The organism is Hymenobacter sp. (assembly GCF_036387835.1).
Classification (GTDB): Bacteria; Bacteroidota; Bacteroidia; order Cytophagales; family Hymenobacteraceae; genus Hymenobacter.
In genome coordinates this window covers 34619-52472 of sequence record NZ_DASVSY010000036.1, presented here as the reverse complement: position 1 = coordinate 52472, position 17854 = coordinate 34619, and the positions used below count along the sequence as shown (strand labels likewise).

General features: G+C 54.7%; 16 protein-coding genes. 14 read left to right on the top strand and 2 right to left on the bottom strand.

Going from position 1 to position 17854, the window contains the following annotated elements; translation table 11 throughout:
* Nucleotides 1–246 precede the first annotated feature (246 nt).
* From VF639_RS06960 to VF639_RS06945, 4 genes are all read left to right on the top strand, one after another.
* Nucleotides 247–939, top strand: a complete 693-nt coding sequence (locus tag VF639_RS06960) for a hypothetical protein (RefSeq protein ID WP_331145169.1) — start codon at nt 247–249, stop codon at nt 937–939.
* Nucleotides 940–1169: 230 nt separating this feature from the next.
* Entirely contained in the window at nt 1170–1496 is a 327-nt protein-coding gene (locus VF639_RS06955; protein ID WP_331145168.1) for a hypothetical protein, read from the top strand.
* Nucleotides 1497–1844: 348 nt separating this feature from the next.
* The gene (locus VF639_RS06950) at nt 1845–2291 is read left to right on the top strand and encodes a DUF6934 family protein (protein WP_331145167.1); all 447 of its coding nucleotides are present in this window, start codon (nt 1845–1847) and stop codon (nt 2289–2291) included.
* Nucleotides 2292–2302: 11 nt separating this feature from the next.
* Nucleotides 2303–2473, top strand: a complete 171-nt coding sequence (locus VF639_RS06945) for a hypothetical protein (protein WP_331145166.1) — start codon at nt 2303–2305, stop codon at nt 2471–2473.
* A gap of 217 nt (nt 2474–2690) precedes the next feature.
* Here the strand turns inward: VF639_RS06945 and VF639_RS06940 are convergent, their stop codons facing one another.
* Together VF639_RS06940 and VF639_RS06935 are read right to left on the bottom strand one after the other, a co-directional pair.
* Nucleotides 2691–2987, bottom strand: coding sequence for a NifU family protein (locus tag VF639_RS06940; RefSeq protein ID WP_331145165.1), 297 nt, complete (start codon nt 2985–2987; stop codon nt 2691–2693).
* Nucleotides 2988–3344: 357 nt separating this feature from the next.
* A complete protein-coding gene (locus tag VF639_RS06935) occupies nt 3345–4445 on the bottom strand; it encodes an Mrp/NBP35 family ATP-binding protein (RefSeq protein ID WP_331145164.1) in 1101 nt (366 codons plus the stop codon).
* 159 nt (nt 4446–4604) lie between these two features.
* Between VF639_RS06935 and VF639_RS06930 the strand changes: the two genes are divergently transcribed.
* The 10 genes from VF639_RS06930 to VF639_RS06885 all read left to right on the top strand — a co-directional run bounded on the left by VF639_RS06930 (nt 4605) and on the right by VF639_RS06885 (nt 17808).
* The gene (locus tag VF639_RS06930) at nt 4605–5864 is read left to right on the top strand and encodes a hypothetical protein (RefSeq protein WP_331145163.1); all 1260 of its coding nucleotides are present in this window, start codon (nt 4605–4607) and stop codon (nt 5862–5864) included.
* Nucleotides 5865–6009: 145 nt separating this feature from the next.
* Nucleotides 6010–8079: a DNA primase gene (dnaG, locus tag VF639_RS06925; protein WP_331145162.1), complete on the top strand. Its 2070-nt coding sequence runs from the start codon at nt 6010–6012 to the stop codon at nt 8077–8079.
* A 281-nt stretch (nt 8080–8360) separates the two neighbouring features.
* Complete coding sequence (locus VF639_RS06920; RefSeq protein WP_331145161.1) at nt 8361–9380, top strand: potassium channel family protein; 1020 nt, start codon at nt 8361–8363, stop codon at nt 9378–9380.
* Nucleotides 9381–9509: 129 nt separating this feature from the next.
* Nucleotides 9510–10733, top strand: coding sequence for a glycosyltransferase family 4 protein (locus tag VF639_RS06915; protein WP_331145160.1), 1224 nt, complete (start codon nt 9510–9512; stop codon nt 10731–10733).
* 11 nt (nt 10734–10744) lie between these two features.
* On the top strand, nt 10745–11926 hold the full coding sequence (locus VF639_RS06910; RefSeq protein WP_331145159.1) for a glycosyltransferase: 1182 nt from the start codon (nt 10745–10747) through the stop codon (nt 11924–11926).
* A gap of 757 nt (nt 11927–12683) precedes the next feature.
* Nucleotides 12684–13391: an HAD family hydrolase gene (locus VF639_RS06905; protein WP_331145158.1), complete on the top strand. Its 708-nt coding sequence runs from the start codon at nt 12684–12686 to the stop codon at nt 13389–13391.
* Nucleotides 13384–14430, top strand: coding sequence for a UbiA family prenyltransferase (locus VF639_RS06900; RefSeq protein ID WP_331145157.1), 1047 nt, complete (start codon nt 13384–13386; stop codon nt 14428–14430). Before VF639_RS06905 ends, VF639_RS06900 begins: the two co-directional genes overlap by 8 nt.
* Before the next feature lie 226 nt (nt 14431–14656).
* Nucleotides 14657–15472, top strand: coding sequence for a pyrroline-5-carboxylate reductase (proC, locus tag VF639_RS06895; protein ID WP_331145156.1), 816 nt, complete (start codon nt 14657–14659; stop codon nt 15470–15472).
* A 347-nt stretch (nt 15473–15819) separates the two neighbouring features.
* Nucleotides 15820–17064 carry a bifunctional 3,4-dihydroxy-2-butanone-4-phosphate synthase/GTP cyclohydrolase II gene (locus VF639_RS06890; RefSeq protein WP_331145155.1) on the top strand — a complete coding sequence of 415 codons (1245 nt, stop codon included), beginning with the start codon at nt 15820–15822 and terminating at the stop codon, nt 17062–17064.
* 174 nt (nt 17065–17238) lie between these two features.
* Complete coding sequence (locus VF639_RS06885) at nt 17239–17808, top strand: cupin domain-containing protein (protein ID WP_331145154.1); 570 nt, start codon at nt 17239–17241, stop codon at nt 17806–17808.
* Nucleotides 17809–17854 lie beyond the last annotated feature (46 nt).

The window sequence follows — 17854 nt, the reverse complement described above, 5'->3', positions numbered from 1 at the left end:
TAAAGCCGCCCGCCACATGACACGCAAACTCAATAGAAGGCTGGAGGAAATCAATCGAAACGCCTACCTTAAGCCCTGTCCCCTCCGCTGCTGATTGCCGCTACTGTGTCGGGGGTAGCAGTAGCGCTTATCCTGCTACCGTTGGTATGATACCCGCTACTCGGTGTATCTTCAGTAGCGGCAATACAGGTGTTACATGCCATTTTATGGAACCGTCGCCAAGACTGCATTTTACATTGAAAAAACATGACCAGACTGCTTTCCATTTTACTGATTGTGACAATAGTTTTTTGTTACTGTAGCAACCCGACAACTTCGACTAAAAACAAAATGGTTTCGCATGACCAAAAAATTGACACAGCTAAATACGAAGGTTTACATGGGACGTGGGTAAGACAAAACAAAGCAGGTTTTACGCTTATTGAAATCAAAGACACATCAAACGTTTTATATTACGATTTCCTTGACAGACAAATGGATTTAGGCAAACCAACCAGCGACAGATTTTGGTACTACAAATCCAAAGCTACAATGGGCTATTGGGACAGTTCAGCCATCTGGATTTCGACAGACAAATTTCGCTTTGACTACAAGCTAAAAGGCGACACATTGATTGAGTTTGACAAAATGGGTGACCAAGGAACATTCATCAAAGTACAAACAGATGAAGAAAAAGCCTTCAAAGATTTCAATGCTGCTAATCTGAAAGGCAAAATAAAGTACGTTACGAAGGTTGACCCATCCGAGTTTTTTGTTCTTGACAATGTAGATTGGGAATATTCATTTACTTCAGTTGCGAGCAGTTCGTCAAACAATAAGACGTTCAGCGATGTTGCTGCAATCGGAGACAGTATTTACAAACCTTCTTTTGCAGACACTTTGAGTTTGTACAAGAAAGACGGCAAACAAATTTTTAAATTTGCTTTTGTGCGACGATAAAAAACGGCATGTAACAGGGGCTTGCTGCTATGGCGGGGCGACGAACAAAACTTCGGCTACTTGCATTTATCAGCAGCAGTTCCAGCGTGAAGAACAACGCCAGGCAATAGTTCTTACTATCATCTTTATTAACTTTATTCAGCAGCGGTTCGGGGCTGGACGTTCAATGAATGCCGCCACAGCAGCAAGCCCTGTTCGTTGTATGCCACTTTAGGAGACACCCAAATAAAATGAGAAAGACAATTGCTGTATTGACTTTAGTATTTCAGATAGCCTTGACATTCATTGTTACGCTATGCATTTATATGGTTTTTGCACTCCTTGATAACGACTTCGGTGTTGACGGACTTTTTGGACTTATTATTTTTCAGCCGATTATGGCAGTCATAATTTCGGGGGCGACAATCCTTGTTTGTTTAATAGCAGGGCTTCCAATTCGAATGAACAACAAGCTAAATTATTTTTGGACAACAAATTTCCACATTGCGATTATTGGAACAATTCGCGGACTAACTCTTTTATTCCTGGCATTGCTTCGACTTTTAGTGAAACTGTAGTTTATGAACTTGATGGAGAGCCAACTCTAAAGCAAGTTCCCAACTCATTTTTTTCAATTAGTGGTTGGCTATTGACTGCATTTTCATTATTACATACTTACCCACCCAGAAGGCTATCCGAAATAATTCAAGGAATATTTAAGTGGAAAGAACTGGAAGGCGGCATATAACATGGATTTGCCAATATACCGGCTTGTGAATAATCAATGAACACCTGCTCCTTATGAGGCTTTTGAATAACTTACCAAGCAACGGAACATGAATGTCGGTACATCGCAAAGCCCTAATCCGTTGTGTGCAATGCGTAAGCAACGAACACCTTTGAGGCGAACGGGCTAACTTTGGGTTATGTTGGACGACCGCTACGACGTTAAAACCGCCCCGGATTTAACTTCCTTTGAATTTGACAGCATTGGGCCCAAAGGAACTGTGAGCAAGGTCGTCCGCTATACGGAAATCAACCTGCGCAGCTTCTATAACTTAGGATTTGGTGACAAAGACAAGTTGACCGGTTTTGTCAGCGACCTGACCGTTACAAATAATAACGATAGCCAAAAGGTACTTGCCACGGTTGCCGCAACATTGTATGCCTTTACAGCAGCGTACCCAGGTGCAACCATCATCGCAACAGGTAGTACTGAAGCACGAACGCGGCTTTACAGAATAGGCATTGCCAATAACCTTGAAACCATTAAGTTGGATTTCGAGGTTTTGGGTCTGACGGCAGAAAGCGAGTGGGAGCCATTTCGTAAAAGCACAACGTACGGTGCCTTTTTAGTAACGCGAAAATCGTAAATCTGACAACCATGACACTGAAAAAAGACAAGGCTGTAAAAGCTAAACTGCCTAAAGGCTTCACGGTAGACCCAACTTTGAAGGGCAAGTACGACGACCAACCTTTGTTCAAGGACAAAGTTGACCGTGCAAACCACATTCTAAAAACGGTGGGGCTGCCAAAATTTGATCAAGCCAAATGAACAAGTACTGCCCACAACATGGGTTTGGCGCAAACGGGGCTGAAGAACAAGGGCTGAACAGCAGTTTTTCAATTCATCCTTCGTGCAGGCACAAGCAGACGAATTTCTAAATCCCCGCCTGCGCCAAGCCCTGTTCGTGACGTCCCAAACCTAAGAAGCCCCGCTACCACCGAAAATCGGTAGGAGCGGGGCTTCTTTTAGAATCTAAAGAAATAGCCTAGCGGACTTGGCCAGCGGGCTGTTCGGTCATGGGGGTGATGTTGATAGCTTCCACGGAACGGATTTCAGGAACGGCTTTTTTAACCGACTCTTCTACGCCGGCTTTGAGCGTCATCGGCGACATGGGGCAGGTACCGCAGGCTCCGAGCAGTTCCAGGCGCAACACCATATCGTCGGTGATTTCCAAGACGCGCACGTTGCCGCCGTCAGCCGCCAGGTATGGGCGGATGCTGTCCAGCGCCAATTCAATACGCGAAAGGAGGGGGTGGTCTTCTACGGCGGCGGAATGTGTCATAAATCGCTGATTTTCGCTGATTAACCGTGATTTCGCTGATTTCGGCGGTCAGGGTTTGGGGGCGGTAGCACGAAAGTAAGGCAAAGATACGGCATCTGTCGGCTACATCTACCTGTTAACTTCATTCAACAACAGCCGGAAAGAGAAGTTCATTGCAACGTCAGCAGAGACAAAACGCAAACAAAAGCTGGCAAAAACCAGCAGCAACCGCCACCAATAAGTAGCGATGCTACAACCAGCTATTGTTGGTTTTCAATCATTGATTAGTTCTTGAACAAAGTAGACACAGACAGAACCACCGTAATCGAACCGGTAAGCTCCACCGAAATCAGCGCAATCAGGGTTAATCGGCAAGAATCAGCTATTCATTTCGACGATATTGGTTTTCGGCGCTATGGCGTTGCGGATGGACACTTGCCGGGCTAGTTCCTCGGCTAGCTGGCCGAATACAGCAGCGGCGGGGGTACCAGTTTCGAGGATGGCGGGGGTGCCTTGGTCGCCGTTTTCGCGGATGCTTTGTACCAGCGGAATCTGGCCGAGCAGGGGCACTTGGTGCTTTTCGGCCAGGGAGGTGCCGCCGCCTTGCCCGAAGATAAAGTACTTGTGGTCGGGCAGCTCGGCGGGCGTGAACCAGGCCATATTCTCCACAATGCCAAGCACTGGCACGTTGATTTGCGGCAAACGGAACATCTGCAAACCTTTCTCGGCATCCGCCAGGGCCACCTTCTGCGGCGTGGTCACGATAACTGAACCCGTGACGGGCACGGTTTGCACCATAGTCAGGTGAATATCGGAGGTGCCGGGGGGCATGTCGAGGAGCAGGTAGTCTAGCTCACCCCAATCCACCTCGGTAATGAACTGCTTGAGGGCCGACGAGGCCATGGGGCCGCGCCACACGATGGCGCTTTCGGCCGGCGCCAGGAAGCCGATGCTCATAATCTTGACGCCGTGCGCCTCGATGGGCTGAATCTGGTTGCGGCCGTCGGGGGTGCGGAACACGTGCGGGCGGGCATCTTCCACGCCGAACATCAGCGGCATGCTAGGCCCGGAAATATCGGCATCAACCAAACCAACTTTGGCGCCGGTCTTGGCTAGCGCAATGGCCAGGTTGGCCGTAACGGTGCTCTTGCCTACGCCGCCTTTGCCCGAGGCAATGGCAATAATATTGCGCACGCCGGGCAGGATGTCGCGGTTCTGGCGCATGGTGGTCACGCGCGAGGTCATCTTGATTTCAACGTCGGCGTCCTTGTCGACCATGGTATGGATGGCGCGGACGCAGGCGTTGTGGATCAGTTCTTTGAGAGGGCAGGCGGGGGTGGTCAGCACGACCGTAAACGACACCGCTTTGCCGTTGATCTGCACGTCCTCAATCATGTTGAGCGTGACGAGGTCCTGGCCCAAATCGGGCTCTTCCACGTAGCTCAGGGCCTTGAGGACGTCTTCTTGGGTAATTGCCATATAGAAAGTCGGAAAATGCGAATCGAAGTGCAAAGATAACCCGGAAACATGGGTGGAAGTTGGGTGGATTGGGATTCTAGTGGCACAATACCCTTGGGCGGATTTGATGGACACTATCTATCTTGCGTGCTTTCTGCTACTTCCCTGTATACGCCCTGTATGTCGGCTTCTTCCTTGCGGTACCGCTTTTCGCGCGGTGTCGGGTCACTACTGCTAGCTCTGGTTACCTTTGGCACCGCCGCGCACGCGCAGGCTCCTACCGATACCGCTTTTGCGCGGCTGCTTCGTCAAAATCAGTTGCCGCTCACGCAAACAGGTACGCAATGCAGTGGGCCTGGTTGGGAGAAACTGCGGCAAGACATCCAGAAAAGCGCCTTGGTGCTGGTGGGCGAAGACCACGGTATAACTCAGATACCGGCTTTTACGCAGGCAGTTGCGCAGGTGTTGAAACCGAAGGTGTACGTTGCCGAAATCGACAAGTATCAGGCTCAGGACCTAACCCGCCTGACGGCTCAGCCGGGTTTGCCCACGGCGTTTTTGCAGCAGCACCCAATGTACTTGTCGTTCTACAGCTGGGTGGAAGAGTTTGAGCTGGCGCGGGCATTGCGGGCGCAGAATACAACGCTGGTGGGCGTAGAGCAGGTAGGCTTTACCGCCACGGGCCGCACCCTGACGCTGATGGCCGACCAAGTGAAAAGCAAAACCACCCGGGCCTTCCTGCGCCAGCAAGCCGCCGCCATTCAGGCCCACGACCGGGCCGCGCTGGTGGCCGGTAACTACGGCGGCATTACCATCAACGGTATCCGCACCACGCTGCTCGATAGTTTGCGGAAAATGACGACCACGGAGCCGCTAGCCGTGCGCCAACTGTTGCAGGACCTGGAGGCCAGCGCGAATATCTTTAAAACCAACGCCGCTGGTAAGCCTGGCGGCCAGCAGGCGCGCATCAACCTGATGAAGCGCAACCTGCTGGCCGAGTTGCAGCCCTACCAGCAGGCCGGGCAGCCCTTGCCGCCCATGCTCTTCAAGTTCGGGGCCTACCACCTGGGCCGGGGCCGCAGCATCTGGGGCGACATCTACGACGTGGGCAACCTGGCCGTGAACCTAGCCGACGCGCACGACCAAAAAACCCTGCACATATTTATAATGGGCAAGCAGGGCAAGAAAGTAACCGGCCAGAATCCGGTGGACTTCAGTAAAAACGCTACTAATTACGCTGCTGCCGACGAAGCTATGGTTAAGCCGTTTGTGGCCGCTACGCCCGCCGGGGCCGCCTGGCAGGTGTTTGATCTGCGGCCGTTGCGCCGGGCCATGCTCTACAATGGCATGCCCGTTGCCGACCAGAAGCTGCAAGCCACTATTCTAGGCTACGACTACGTGGTCATCATCCCCGAAACTACCGCCAGCCAGAATTATTAGAAGTCGGTCCTTTGGTGTGAAGATGCGTGTTCCGGTTTCTTGATTTTGGCGCCGTCCCCACGATTATCGTTCGGGAGGTAGTCGTGAATACGCGTCTCGGCGAGACGTTACTTGGCCTCGTTTCCTGCCTACCTTTGCGGCTAGTATGGCCCGGATTCCCAAAGAACTAGTCGATCAAATAATTCACCACGCCGACATTGTGGAGGTGGTGGGCGACTTCGTGAGCTTGAAGCGCAAGGGTCAGAACATGTGGGCCTGCTGCCCGTTTCACCACGAAAAGTCGCCGAGCTTTTCGGTGGCGCCGGCCAAGGGACTCTATAAGTGCTTTGGGTGCGGCAAGGCGGGCGGGGTGGTGCAGTTCATCATGGATATCGAGGGCACCAGCTATGTGGAGGCCCTGAAGTACCTGGCTAAGAAGTACGGCATCGAGGTTCAGGAAGAAGAGAAGACACCCGAGCAGCAGCTCGCCCAAAACGAAAAGGACTCGCAGTTTATCGTCTCGAATTGGGCTAAGGACCACTACCACAAGCTGCTGTTAAACAACGAGGAAGGCCAGAGCATTGGGTGGAGCTACCTGCGCCAACGCGGCCTCAACCAAACCACCATTGCCACCTTCGAGCTAGGCTACTCGCTTGATCAGTGGGACGATTTACTGAAATCGGCTACGGCGGCGGGCTTCGAGTTGAAGTACCTGGAAAAAACCGGCCTCGTAGTGCGACGCGAAGACGATAACGGCCAAGATACCGGTCGCCGCTACGACCGTTTCCGGGGCCGCGTGATGTTCCCCATTCACAACATCTCGGGCCGCGTAATTGGCTTTGGCGCGCGCACGCTCAAGCCCAACGACAAAACCGCCAAGTATCTGAACTCCCCGGAGTCGGAAATCTACCACAAGTCGGATGTGTTGTATGGGCTCTACCACGCCCGGCAGGCCATCCGGACCGAAGAGCAGTGCTACCTGGTAGAAGGCTACCTCGACGTGCTGAGCTTGCACCAGGGCGGCATCAAGAACGTGGTGGCCTCGTCGGGTACCTCGCTCACCGACGGCCAGATCCGCCTCATCAAGCGCTACTCCGACAACGTAACCGTGCTCTACGACGGCGACGCGGCCGGTATCCGGGCCTCGTTGCGCGGGATTGATATGCTGCTCGAAGGCGGCCTGAACGTGCGCGTCGTGCTGTTCCCCGACGGCGACGACCCCGACAGCTACATCCGCAAAGTTGGTGACCAGAAGTTCAAGGAGCACCTGGACCAAGCCAGCCAGGACTTCATCCAGTTCAAAACCGACCTGGTTTCCCGCGAAGCGGCGCAGGACCCGGTGAAGAAAGCCGAGGCCATCCGGGAGGTGCTGCAAAGCATTGCCAAAGTGCCCGACCCGATCAAGCGGCAGGTGTTTTTGCAGCAGACCTCGCAGACGTTTGGCATCGACGAGCAAGTACTTATCACCGAGTACAACAAGATTGCCCGGCAAACAGCTAAGTCGCCGGCCAGCCTCCCCGGCTTGGATGTGCAGAAGCCTCGACCAGGCGGCGCCTCGGCCACCGGCCAAACCGCCCCGGCTCGCCCGGCTGCGCGGCCCATGAGCCCCGAGGAAGAAGCGGAAGCCCTGATGTACGGCGCCTCGCCGGAAGACCTGATGGGCGGCGGCGGCGACTTGCAAAATCTCACCCGCGAGGACCTCGAGCCCATACCTGATGTGCAGGAGCAGTGCGAGCGGGAAGTGGTGCGGCTGCTGCTGCTGTATTCGGCGCAGCCGCTGGCCCCGGAAGTCAGCGTGGCGCAATACCTGTTCGGGCAGCTCGATGATACGCCGTTCAAAACCAGTATCTACGCCGACCTTTTGCACTTGTGCCGCGAGGAGCTGACGCAGGGCCGCTGGCCGGAAATCCGGACCCTCATCCAGCACAGCCGCTCCGACATTCGGGCGCTGGTGGCCGAGCTGGCCACCGAGCGCTACGAGCTAAGCCCCAACTGGACCACCCACCAGATTCACGTGCCCCGCGAGCTGGACCTCATCCAGGTAGCCTGCGACAACGCCATTCTGCGCCTCAATAAAGTGAACGTGGAGCGGGAATTATCGGTCCGCCTCGAAGCGCTGCGCCATCCGCTCGATGATGCCACCATGATGGAGCACCTGCAAACCATCCGGGCTCTCAAGCAAATGGACAACGAGTTGGCCCGGCTGCTCGGTACCGTGCTTTCCCGCGGTGCGTAAGTCTTAACAGTTAACAGTTGTCAATTAACATTTAACAATGAAGCTGTTTAGGAAGTCGCCCATAACACGATGGAACGTCATGCTTCGACAAGCGGACGCCAGATCAAGCATGACGTTCCATCGTGTTATGGGCGACTTCCTAAACAGCCTCAATTGCTATCCTGCTGTGCTGTACGTGAATTGACAAACGAGTTGGCGCTGGTACGTTTCAAGGAAATCAATTTATTCTGTCTTCCTCAAACTGTTAAATGATAAATGTTACTTGTTAAATGATTTGACTTATGTGGAAGCGCCTTAACCTAAGCCGATTTTTGCTGGCGGTGCTACTCACCATCGGCAGCTTTGGTACCGGCATTGCGGGGTTTATGGTGATTGAGGACTTCAGCTTGGCTGATGCTTTCTACATGACCATGATTACCATTTCTACGGTTGGTTTCGGCGAACTGCACCCTTTGTCGCCGGGGGGGCGGCTGTTTGTTTCGTTCTACATTTTCTTTAACCTGCTCGTCGTGGCCTACCTCTTGTCGGTACTGACCACCTACATTTTCGACGGCGAGCTGCGTAACATGTTCAATATGCTTCGGAACGACCAAGAAATTCGTGGCTTCAAAGACCATGTGATTGTGTGCGGCTTTGGCCGCAATGGCAGCAAGGCCTACCACGAGCTGCGGGCCAGCGGTGCCAAGGTGGTGATTGTGGAGCAAGACGAAACGCTACTGAAAGCCGCCAGCGAGTCCCACGACGGCACCATCCTGGCTGTATTTGGCGATGCCACCGCCGACGACACCTTGCGCGCCGCCGGGGTGGCCCGGGCCCGTGCCCTCATCACGGCCCTGCCCAAAGACGCCGACAACGTATTCGTAGCCCTCACCGCCCGCGAACTAAACCCGGCTATCAAAATTATTGCCCGCGCCAGCCTCAAAACCAGTGAGCACAAGCTGCTCCGCGCCGGTGCCGACTCGGTGGTGATGCCCGACGAAATCGGCGGCTCTCATATGGCCAACCTGGTCATGCGCCCCGAAGTCATTCGGTTTCTGGATATGATTTCCGGCCTCGGGCCTCACAAGCTCCGGCTCGAAGAAATGCGCCCCGAGGAGCTGCGCTACGAGTGGCGCGCCCGCAGCATCCGCGAGCTGGATATCCGCTCCCGCACCGGCGCCACCGTCATCGGCCTTAAGCACCACGACGGCGAGCTGCAAGTCAGCCCCAGCGCCGACACCGTTCCCGTCCCCGGCGACGTGCTTTTGTTTTTGGGCACCGATGAGCAAATAAACGCGCTGGTAAAGCTGTTTCGGGCGTAGATGGCAAGTTGCTTGAAGTAGCACCTGGCTGAGGGGCCCGGCCACTGCTAGCAGTGGCCGGTGCTATGGCTGACTTTGTCGCCCGCCCGTTCTTTGTAGCTTTGCCAACCCAATCCACCCTTTCCTAACGTGCATATTCTGCAAGTTTGTCCGCGCGTGCCTTTCCCACCCACCGACGGGGGCGCTATTGCCATGTACGACGTGGCCGCGGGCCTGATTCGGGCCGGGCACCGCGTTACGATGCTGGCCCTGAACACGCCCAAGCACCGCCAACCCGCCGATGCACTGGCGCACCTTGGCCCGAACCTGCGCCTCGTGACCGTGGACGTGGATACGCGCCTCTCACCCATAAAGGCCTTGCGCAACCTAGTGGCAAGCCGGCTTCCCTACAACGTGGAACGCTTCGTGAGCGAGGACGCGGCTGAGCAGCTCTCCGAAATTTTGCGCGCGCAAACGGTGGATGTGGTTCAGCTGGAAGGCACGTTCGTGGCCTGGTACGAAGAAGTGGTGCGGCGCGTGGCCCCCGGCATACCGGTGGTGGTGCGGGCCCACAACGTGGAGTACACCATCTGGCAGATGCTAACCCGGCGGGAGCGAAACCCACTGAAAAAAATCTACCTGCGTCATTTGGCCGGTCGGATGCAGCAGTTCGAGCAGCACTATCTGCCGCGCTTTGATGCCGTAGCCGCCATTACTGAGCCCGACCAGCAGCGGCTGCGCAAGTTGGGCTGCCGGGAGCCCGTGGTGTTTGTGCCGGCCGGAGTACAACTAGAGCGGTTTCAGCTTGATCCAGCCATCCAACCCAAACCACATACCCTGTTCCTGATTGGCACCTTGAACTGGCTGCCTAATCAGGAAGGCCTGGATTGGTTTCTAGCCGAAATCTGGCCGCAGGTACATGCCCAGTACCCGAAGCTGGAGCTGCACTTAGCGGGCAAGGAAATGCCGGCCCGGTTTCGGGAGCTACAGTTGCCCAACGTGGTCGTGCATGGCTTTGTCGAGTCGGCCCAGCGCTTCATGCAGCAGTACGAGGTGATGTTGGTGCCGTTGCTGAGCGGAGGCGGGATGCGCGTCAAAATCATCGAAGGCATGGCCCTTGGCAAATGCATTCTGAGCACCACGCTCGGCGCTGAAGGCATCCACGTCCGCGACGAGCACGACATTGTGCTGCGCGACACGCCGGCCGCCTGGGTGGAAGCCATTGGGCGCTACTACCACGGCCAGCTACCCGCCAACCTGATCGGGCAAGAAGCCGCTCGCACCATTGTGCGCCTCTACGATAATTGCCGGGTGGTAGAGCGTTTTCTGGATTTATACAGCGTGGTGCAGCAGCGCCGGGTTGAAACGGCGTAAGTTTGCCGGCTATGAAGCTTCTTGTTCTTTTGTCGCGCTTTCCGTTTCCTCTCGACAAGGGCGACAAACTGCGGGCCTACCATCAGCTCCGTTACCTGGCCCGCCACCACGAAATCTGCCTGTTCTGCCTTTCCGATGAAGACGTGCCGGCGGCTGGCTACGCGGCGGTGCGGCCGTTGTGCGGGGGCGGCCTGCACGTGCACCGTCTGCACCGGCCAGGCATTGCGGCTAACATGGCCCTGGCTCTGCTCCGGGCCCTGCCGCTACAAGTAGGCTACTTCTACGATGCCCGCGTGCAACGGCGGCTCGACGCGCTGATTAGCGACTTTCAGCCCGATCATGTCTATTGTCAGCTTGTTCGGATGGCGCATTACGTGCGGGCTTACGCCGGCCGCTTGCCCATGACGCTGGATTACATGGATGTGTTTTCGACGGGCATGCTGCGCCGCGCCGAGCAGAGTTCCTGGCTTGAAAGCAAAGTGTACAGCCACGAAGGCCGGCGCCTACTAACGTACGAGGCCGCTGCTTTCGATTGGTTTCAGTGCCACACCATCATTTCCGAGCAAGACCGCCAACTCATCGAACACCCTCGGCGCGACGAAATTGGCATTGTGCGCAACGGAATCGACACTGATTTCTTTCAGCCTCATGCTGCTGCCAAAACGCACGACATGCTGTTTTGCGGCAACATGAGCTATCATCCGAATGTGGATGCCGTTGAGTTTCTGGCCCTCGAGATTCTGCCTTTGGTCCGGCGTACGCACCCGTCGGCGCGGTTGCTGATTGCCGGCACCACACCGGCCCCGCGGGTTTTGGCCTTGGCGTCGGAGGCGGTTACGGTTAGTGGGTGGATCGATGATATTCGGGATGCCTATGCGGCCGCCCGCGTGTTTGTGGCGCCGATGCGGGTCGGGACGGGCTTGCAGAACAAGCTACTAGAAGCCATGGCCATGGAATTGCCTTGCGTAACTACTCCCTTAGCCAATAATGCCCTGCATGGCCGTCTAGGGCAGGATATACTGGTTGGGGAATCGACCGCGGAGCTGGCCGACTGCATCACCTCCTTGTTGACCGATGCCACGAAAGCCACTCACTTAGCAACGCACGGCCGCCTATTCGTGCAGGAGTATTATGATTGGGAAGCCTCTGCCACTCAACTTGAGGCGTTGTTCGAAGAAGTGAAAGCTAGCTGAAAAGTGACGCTTCGTCTCGCATGAAGGAATGGCTGGTTCACTCAAAGATGTTCGGGCAAACTTTTTTCTGGCTTCAAGAACTGTAGTAGCTGCTTCAGTATCAGCAGAAAAGGCGCATATGTGTAAGGCTGTTTGAATTCAAGTAAGTGGCATGAAACCAGTTGCCTCGTGTTGGCTGCGCCCATACAAATTCAAGATGCGCTTTATTTCAGGTAAGCAACAATCACTTATAAGTACAAATCACGAAAATAGGGCTGGAGAGGGAAAGGAAAAAGCATATTGCGCCGGTCAGTACCACTCAAGTGAACAGTTTTACCACTTAAAGCAGCGAAAATATCTTGGCTGATACGGTGCAGTTAACCTTTAAACCGCAATCGATTGAAATCCAGCTAGCCATAGGCAATGAGTGAAGTGCATGCGGGGCTAGCCAGTACCAGGTCAAAAAATAGAAAAGCCTGAATGCAGGATGTAATGACATATTTATGTTGGTGTAGCTCGGCTGGGCAATGCATTGCACATGGTGGATTGTTGGTATTGGTATCCGAAAAAAGAGCGTAAACTAAAATGTATAAAGAACATCCTATAAGGATGGGCTTGATTATAATATTTCGCCATTAATTAGGATTAATACTTTATGGTAAGTAAATTTATATAGAATTGTACTTAAATCTCGAAGTGAAAATTATGATCTAAGTGGAAAAAATGCAATTCCTATGCTACTCTTGCAGTTAGTCACAACGAGCTTTAAAACGGAATAATGTCGTCAACCGCAAAAGTTGATTGGGAAAAAGTAAGGGCAGTAATTTTTGATGTAGACGGTACGCTGTACACCCAGTCACGGCTGCGCTCGAAAATGCTCTTTGACCTGCTGGGCTACTACGCTCTTCGGCCCTGGCGGCTGCAGGAAATGCGGATTTTGCAACGGTTTCGGGCTGAGCGGGAGAAGCGTCCCGGCCAGGCCATACCCGATTTAGAAAATGCTCAGTACACTTGGTGCGCCGACGGTGGCGGCTACCCGCTCGAAAAAGTTAAGCGCGTAGTTGACTACTGGATGTTCAACCATCCCAACAAATATTTGATAAGTTGCGTATACCCCGGGGCGCATTCTTTTTTTACCACTCTGCGCCAACGTGGTATTACCATCGGCATCTACTCCGACTACCCCGCCCAGGAGAAGCTTGCTGCCATGGATCTGGCTGCCGATATCGTCGTCAGCTCTACCGACCCCCATATCAACCATCTTAAGCCTGCCCCCCAGGGCTTACTCTACCTCACTGCCCAATTAGGGCTCTCGCCCAGCGAGTGTCTATTTATTGGCGACCGACCTGAACTCGACGGCGTTTGCGCTGAGCGCGCCGGTATGCCTTGTCTGATTGTCGACAAGCAGCCCTATGATCAATTCACCTTCTACAAACAACTAGAAAATCAACTCGTCGCCACTTTAACGACTCCAGCCCATGGATAAAGCGTCTATTTCTGCCTCGCATGAGGCTTTGCAAGCCGATGATTCACTTGTGACTCGGGTGCCAGCTGGTATAGCTGACTACATTGCCATTGCCCGGCCCGACAACTGGGTTAAAAACGTGTTTATGATGCCCGGCGTACTTTTCGCGCTCATCATTTACCGGGTGCCGCTCGATACGGCGCTATTTGTTAAGCTGGTGATTGGCCTGATCAGCACTTGCTTGGTAGCTTCCGCTAACTATGTTATCAACGAGTACCTTGATGCTGAGTTCGATAAGTTTCACCCCCTGAAAAAGCAGCGTACCTCCGTGGTACGGGTGGTTAACCCGGTGCTGGTTTACACGGAGTGGTTCCTGTTGGGCGCTGTTGGTTTTATCCTGGCCTACCAGATCAGCCTCCAGTTCCTGCTGATTTCCATCTTCCTGCTGGTGATGGGCGTGATTTACAACGTGCGTCCGTTCCGTACCAAAGAGCGGGTCTATCTTGATGTGTTGTCGGAGTCGGTTAACAACCCTATCCGCTTCATGCTGGGCTGGTTTATTGTGGCGCCCGCTCTTACTGCGGCTACACTCAACGGCGCTTCGTTCTTCCACAGCTTGCCTCCTTCTAGCATCATTATCGCCTACTGGATGGGTGGGGCGTACCTGATGGCTACCAAGCGCTTCGCTGAGTATCGCCTGATCAAAAACCCCGAGCTGGCCGGTTTATATCGTCGCTCGTTCCAGTTCTACACCGAGAACAGCCTGCTGATTTCCATGTTTTTTTACGCCCTCACCTCGGCGTTTTTCCTGGGCATCTTCCTGATCAAAAACCGTATCGAGCTGTTGCTAAGCTTTCCTTTCTTCGCTTTGCTTTTCGCCTGGTACCTGAAGATCGGCTTGCTGGAGAACTCGCCCGTGCAAGGCTCCGAAAAGCTCTACACCCGTAAGTGGTTCATGACCTACGTAGTGTTGTTCTGCCTGCTGCTGGTGACGCTGATGTTCGTTCGGATTCCGGTGCTTTCCAACTTGCTTGAAGCGCAGTTCAGCTTGAATAAGTAAGCTAGGGTAAGCTTGCAGGATATCCTGCGCTATTGCTACTGCTACCTTCCGTGCCCATAGCTCCGCAGTGAGTTATGGGCACTGTTGCATACTAGAGTGCCGGTTTCGTCTTATCATTGATGTCGCTACTGCCTCTGCGCCAAGAACTGGTAGGCTTCTGTCGGCCCGCTCGGACTTGCCGTGGCTCAGCAAAGGAATTGATGAGCTAGAAAAATTTGCACTCGAAATGAATAACAACCTACGCATTGCCATTTTGGGCTGCGGGAATATGGGGCAGGCTTTTGCAAAAGCATTTCTGCAGTATAACCTCGTCGCTCGTACCGATATGCTGCTATTAGGCCGCGACGACGCCCATTGCCAGCGTCTGCACACCAGCCAGCCGGGCTTGCCAACCGGCTTGGTTTCCGCGGCCGTAGCCGACTACGACGTTGTGCTGTTGGCCGTGAAGCCCCAAGACTTTGGGCGGGCTGCTGATGGTTTGCGGCAAGTGCTGCAGCCGCAGCAAATTGTGGTGTCTATCATGGCTGGTATTCCTATTGCGCGCTTGCAGCGGGAACTGAGTCATCAGCAGGTATTGCGGGCCATGCCCAACACGCCCGCCTTGCTCGGCATGGGCATTACGGGTTTTTCGGCGGCGCCGGAAGTGGAGCGCAGCCGTCTGCATCAGGTCGAGAACCTGCTCAATGCCACCGGCCGCTCTATCTTTCTGGAAGATGAAAGCCTCCTCGACGCCGTGACGGCCGTGAGCGGCAGCGGGCCGGCGTATTTCTACTACATCGTGCAAGCCATGATGCGGGCAGGGCAGGAGCTAGGCTTTTCCGAGTCGGTAGCTGGTTTGCTGGTGAAGCAGACCATGCTCGGCGCTTTCCATCTACTCAACAATTCCGACCAGAGCCTCGATCAACTGATAGCCACCGTGGCCTCGAAAGGCGGTACCACCGAAGCCGCCCTGCGCACCTTCCGCGCCGGCCACCTCGCCGATACCTTGGTCGATGGCATAAAAGCCGCCCAACAACGCGCCACCGAGCTGGCGAAGGAGTAAGAGGTGAAGTTGTGAAACGGTGAGTTGGTGAAGTTAACTGGCCGGGCGGTGCGGGTGGCGCAAGGTGGTGCCACGACTTGCTCGGAAGGTTTGTGGTCCTGCTATCGAACAAGTCCTCTTGCACATCATCGAGCGGACATTAGCAACGAGAGTGGTACCACAACTGAAAAAGCTGGGTCGCCCCGACGGCCGCGCCGCCCGGTGAGTTGAATTCATCAACTCACCATTTCACAACTTCACCTCCTGTAACTTCGCGCCTTCCTTAGTGGTTGTTCTGCTAGGCTCGCGCGTGGAAGGCAACTTCCACAATCCGCGAAATCCGAATAATCCGTTTAAATCCGTGATTCATGCTTGATTCCATAGAAGACGCCATTGCCGATATCCGTGCGGGCAAGGTGGTAGTGGTGGTAGACGACGAAGACCGCGAAAATGAAGGCGACTTTATTTGTGCGGCTCGCTGCGCCACGCCCGAGATTATCAATTTCATGGCCACCCACGGCCGGGGCCTTGTGTGCGCCCCGCTTATTGAAGACCGGTGCGAAGAGTTGGGGTTGGAACTGATGGTGGGCCGCAACACGGCCCTGCACGCCACTCCCTTTACCGTGAGCGTTGATTTACTGAAGAACGGTGTCACCACCGGTATTTCGGCCTCCGACCGCTCCAAGACTATTCTGGCCCTCATCGACCCCGAAACCAAACCGGAGGAGCTCGGCAAGCCGGGGCATATTTTCCCGCTTAAAGCCCGCAAAGAAGGCGTGCTGCGCCGGGCCGGTCACACCGAGGCCGCCGTAGACTTAGCTCGCCTGGCTGGGTTTGAGCCCGCCGGGGTGCTGGTGGAGATTCTGCGGGAGGATGGCGAAATGGCGCGCCTACCCGAATTGCGCGCCGTAGCTACCAAGTGGAACCTGAAGCTGATTTCGGTGCAGGACCTGATCAAATATCGGCTGGCCAAGGAAAGCCTTATCTCGCGCGATATTTCAGTGCGCATGCCCACGCAGTGGGGCGACTTCGACCTGTACTCCTTCACCCAAAGCTCCAACGGCGCGCAGCATCTGGCTTTGGTGAAAGGCGATATTTCCACGTCGGAGCCCGTGCTGGTGCGCGTGCACAGCTCCTGCGTCACGGGTGACATTTTCGGGAGCTGCCGCTGCGACTGTGGCCCGCAACTGCACAAGGCCATGGAGCAGATCGAGCGCGAAGGCCGGGGCGTGGTGGTGTACATGAACCAGGAAGGCCGCGGTATCGGGCTGCTCAACAAGCTGCGTGCTTACAAGCTCCAGGAGCAAGGCCGCGACACGGTGGAGGCCAACGTGGAACTCGGTTTCGGCGTCGATGAGCGGGATTATGGGGTGGGCGCCCAGATTCTGCGCGACCTGGGTATCAGCAAGATGCGCCTGCTGTCCAACAACCCGCGCAAGCGTACGGGCCTGATTGGCTACGGCCTCGAAATTGTGGAGTCGGTGGCTATTGAAATCGAGCCCAACGAGCACAATCAAAGCTACCTCGCCACCAAGCGCGACAAGCTTGGGCATACTATTCTCAGCAACAACCACGCGCCGCACGTGAGCCCGGATACGGCTTTAGAAGTTTAGAAATCCTTGTCGGAAAATTGTCATTAAGCACCCCGCACGGTATTCGTGCGGGGTGTTTTTGCTTGTTGGCAGGCTGCTGGTTGGCTGCTGATGGTATCACATATATGGGTGATATAGTTGGTTATCAAGGCCTTGCAAATATATATTCGGCTTTCTTACTTTTTCCACGATACCATGCAAAGACGCTCCTTTCTTCAACTATCCCTGGCAACGCCAGCACTGGCCTATGCCCCCTCCGCCATTGCCACACGGCTAGCCGACGAGGTGGCAGACGAGTCCCCCAAAAAAGGATTTGTGGTTAAGGATGGAACTGACCGGACCAACCAGCCTTTCGAGTTTTTGGATGCCACCTTCACCGTGAAAGTGTCGGGCAAGGATACGGAAGGCCGCTGCGTGATTTTCGATACGTTGCGGCGCGGCGACCTAGGCCCCGTCCTGCACGTGCATCGTAAGATGGACGAATGGTTTTACGTGCTCGATGGGGAGTTTAAGTTTCAGATGGGCGAAGAAATCATGCGCCTGAAAACCGGGGATACGCTGTTTGTACCGCGAAACGTGCAGCATGCCTTCGTGAAAACGAGCAAGGGTCCGGCTCGCCTTCTGGTGATGCACCAGCCAGCCGGTAACATGGAAGAGTACTTCCGCATAGCAAGTCAGATGCCCGACCAAAGGCCGGAAGCCCGGAAAGAGCTGGCTGCGAAAAACGATACCATCTTCGTGGGTGGCCCGCTGAAGCCCGATTAAAGCTGGCGCTGGGCGGGCGGCTGGCAGTGCCCTTCAGTGAACCCAC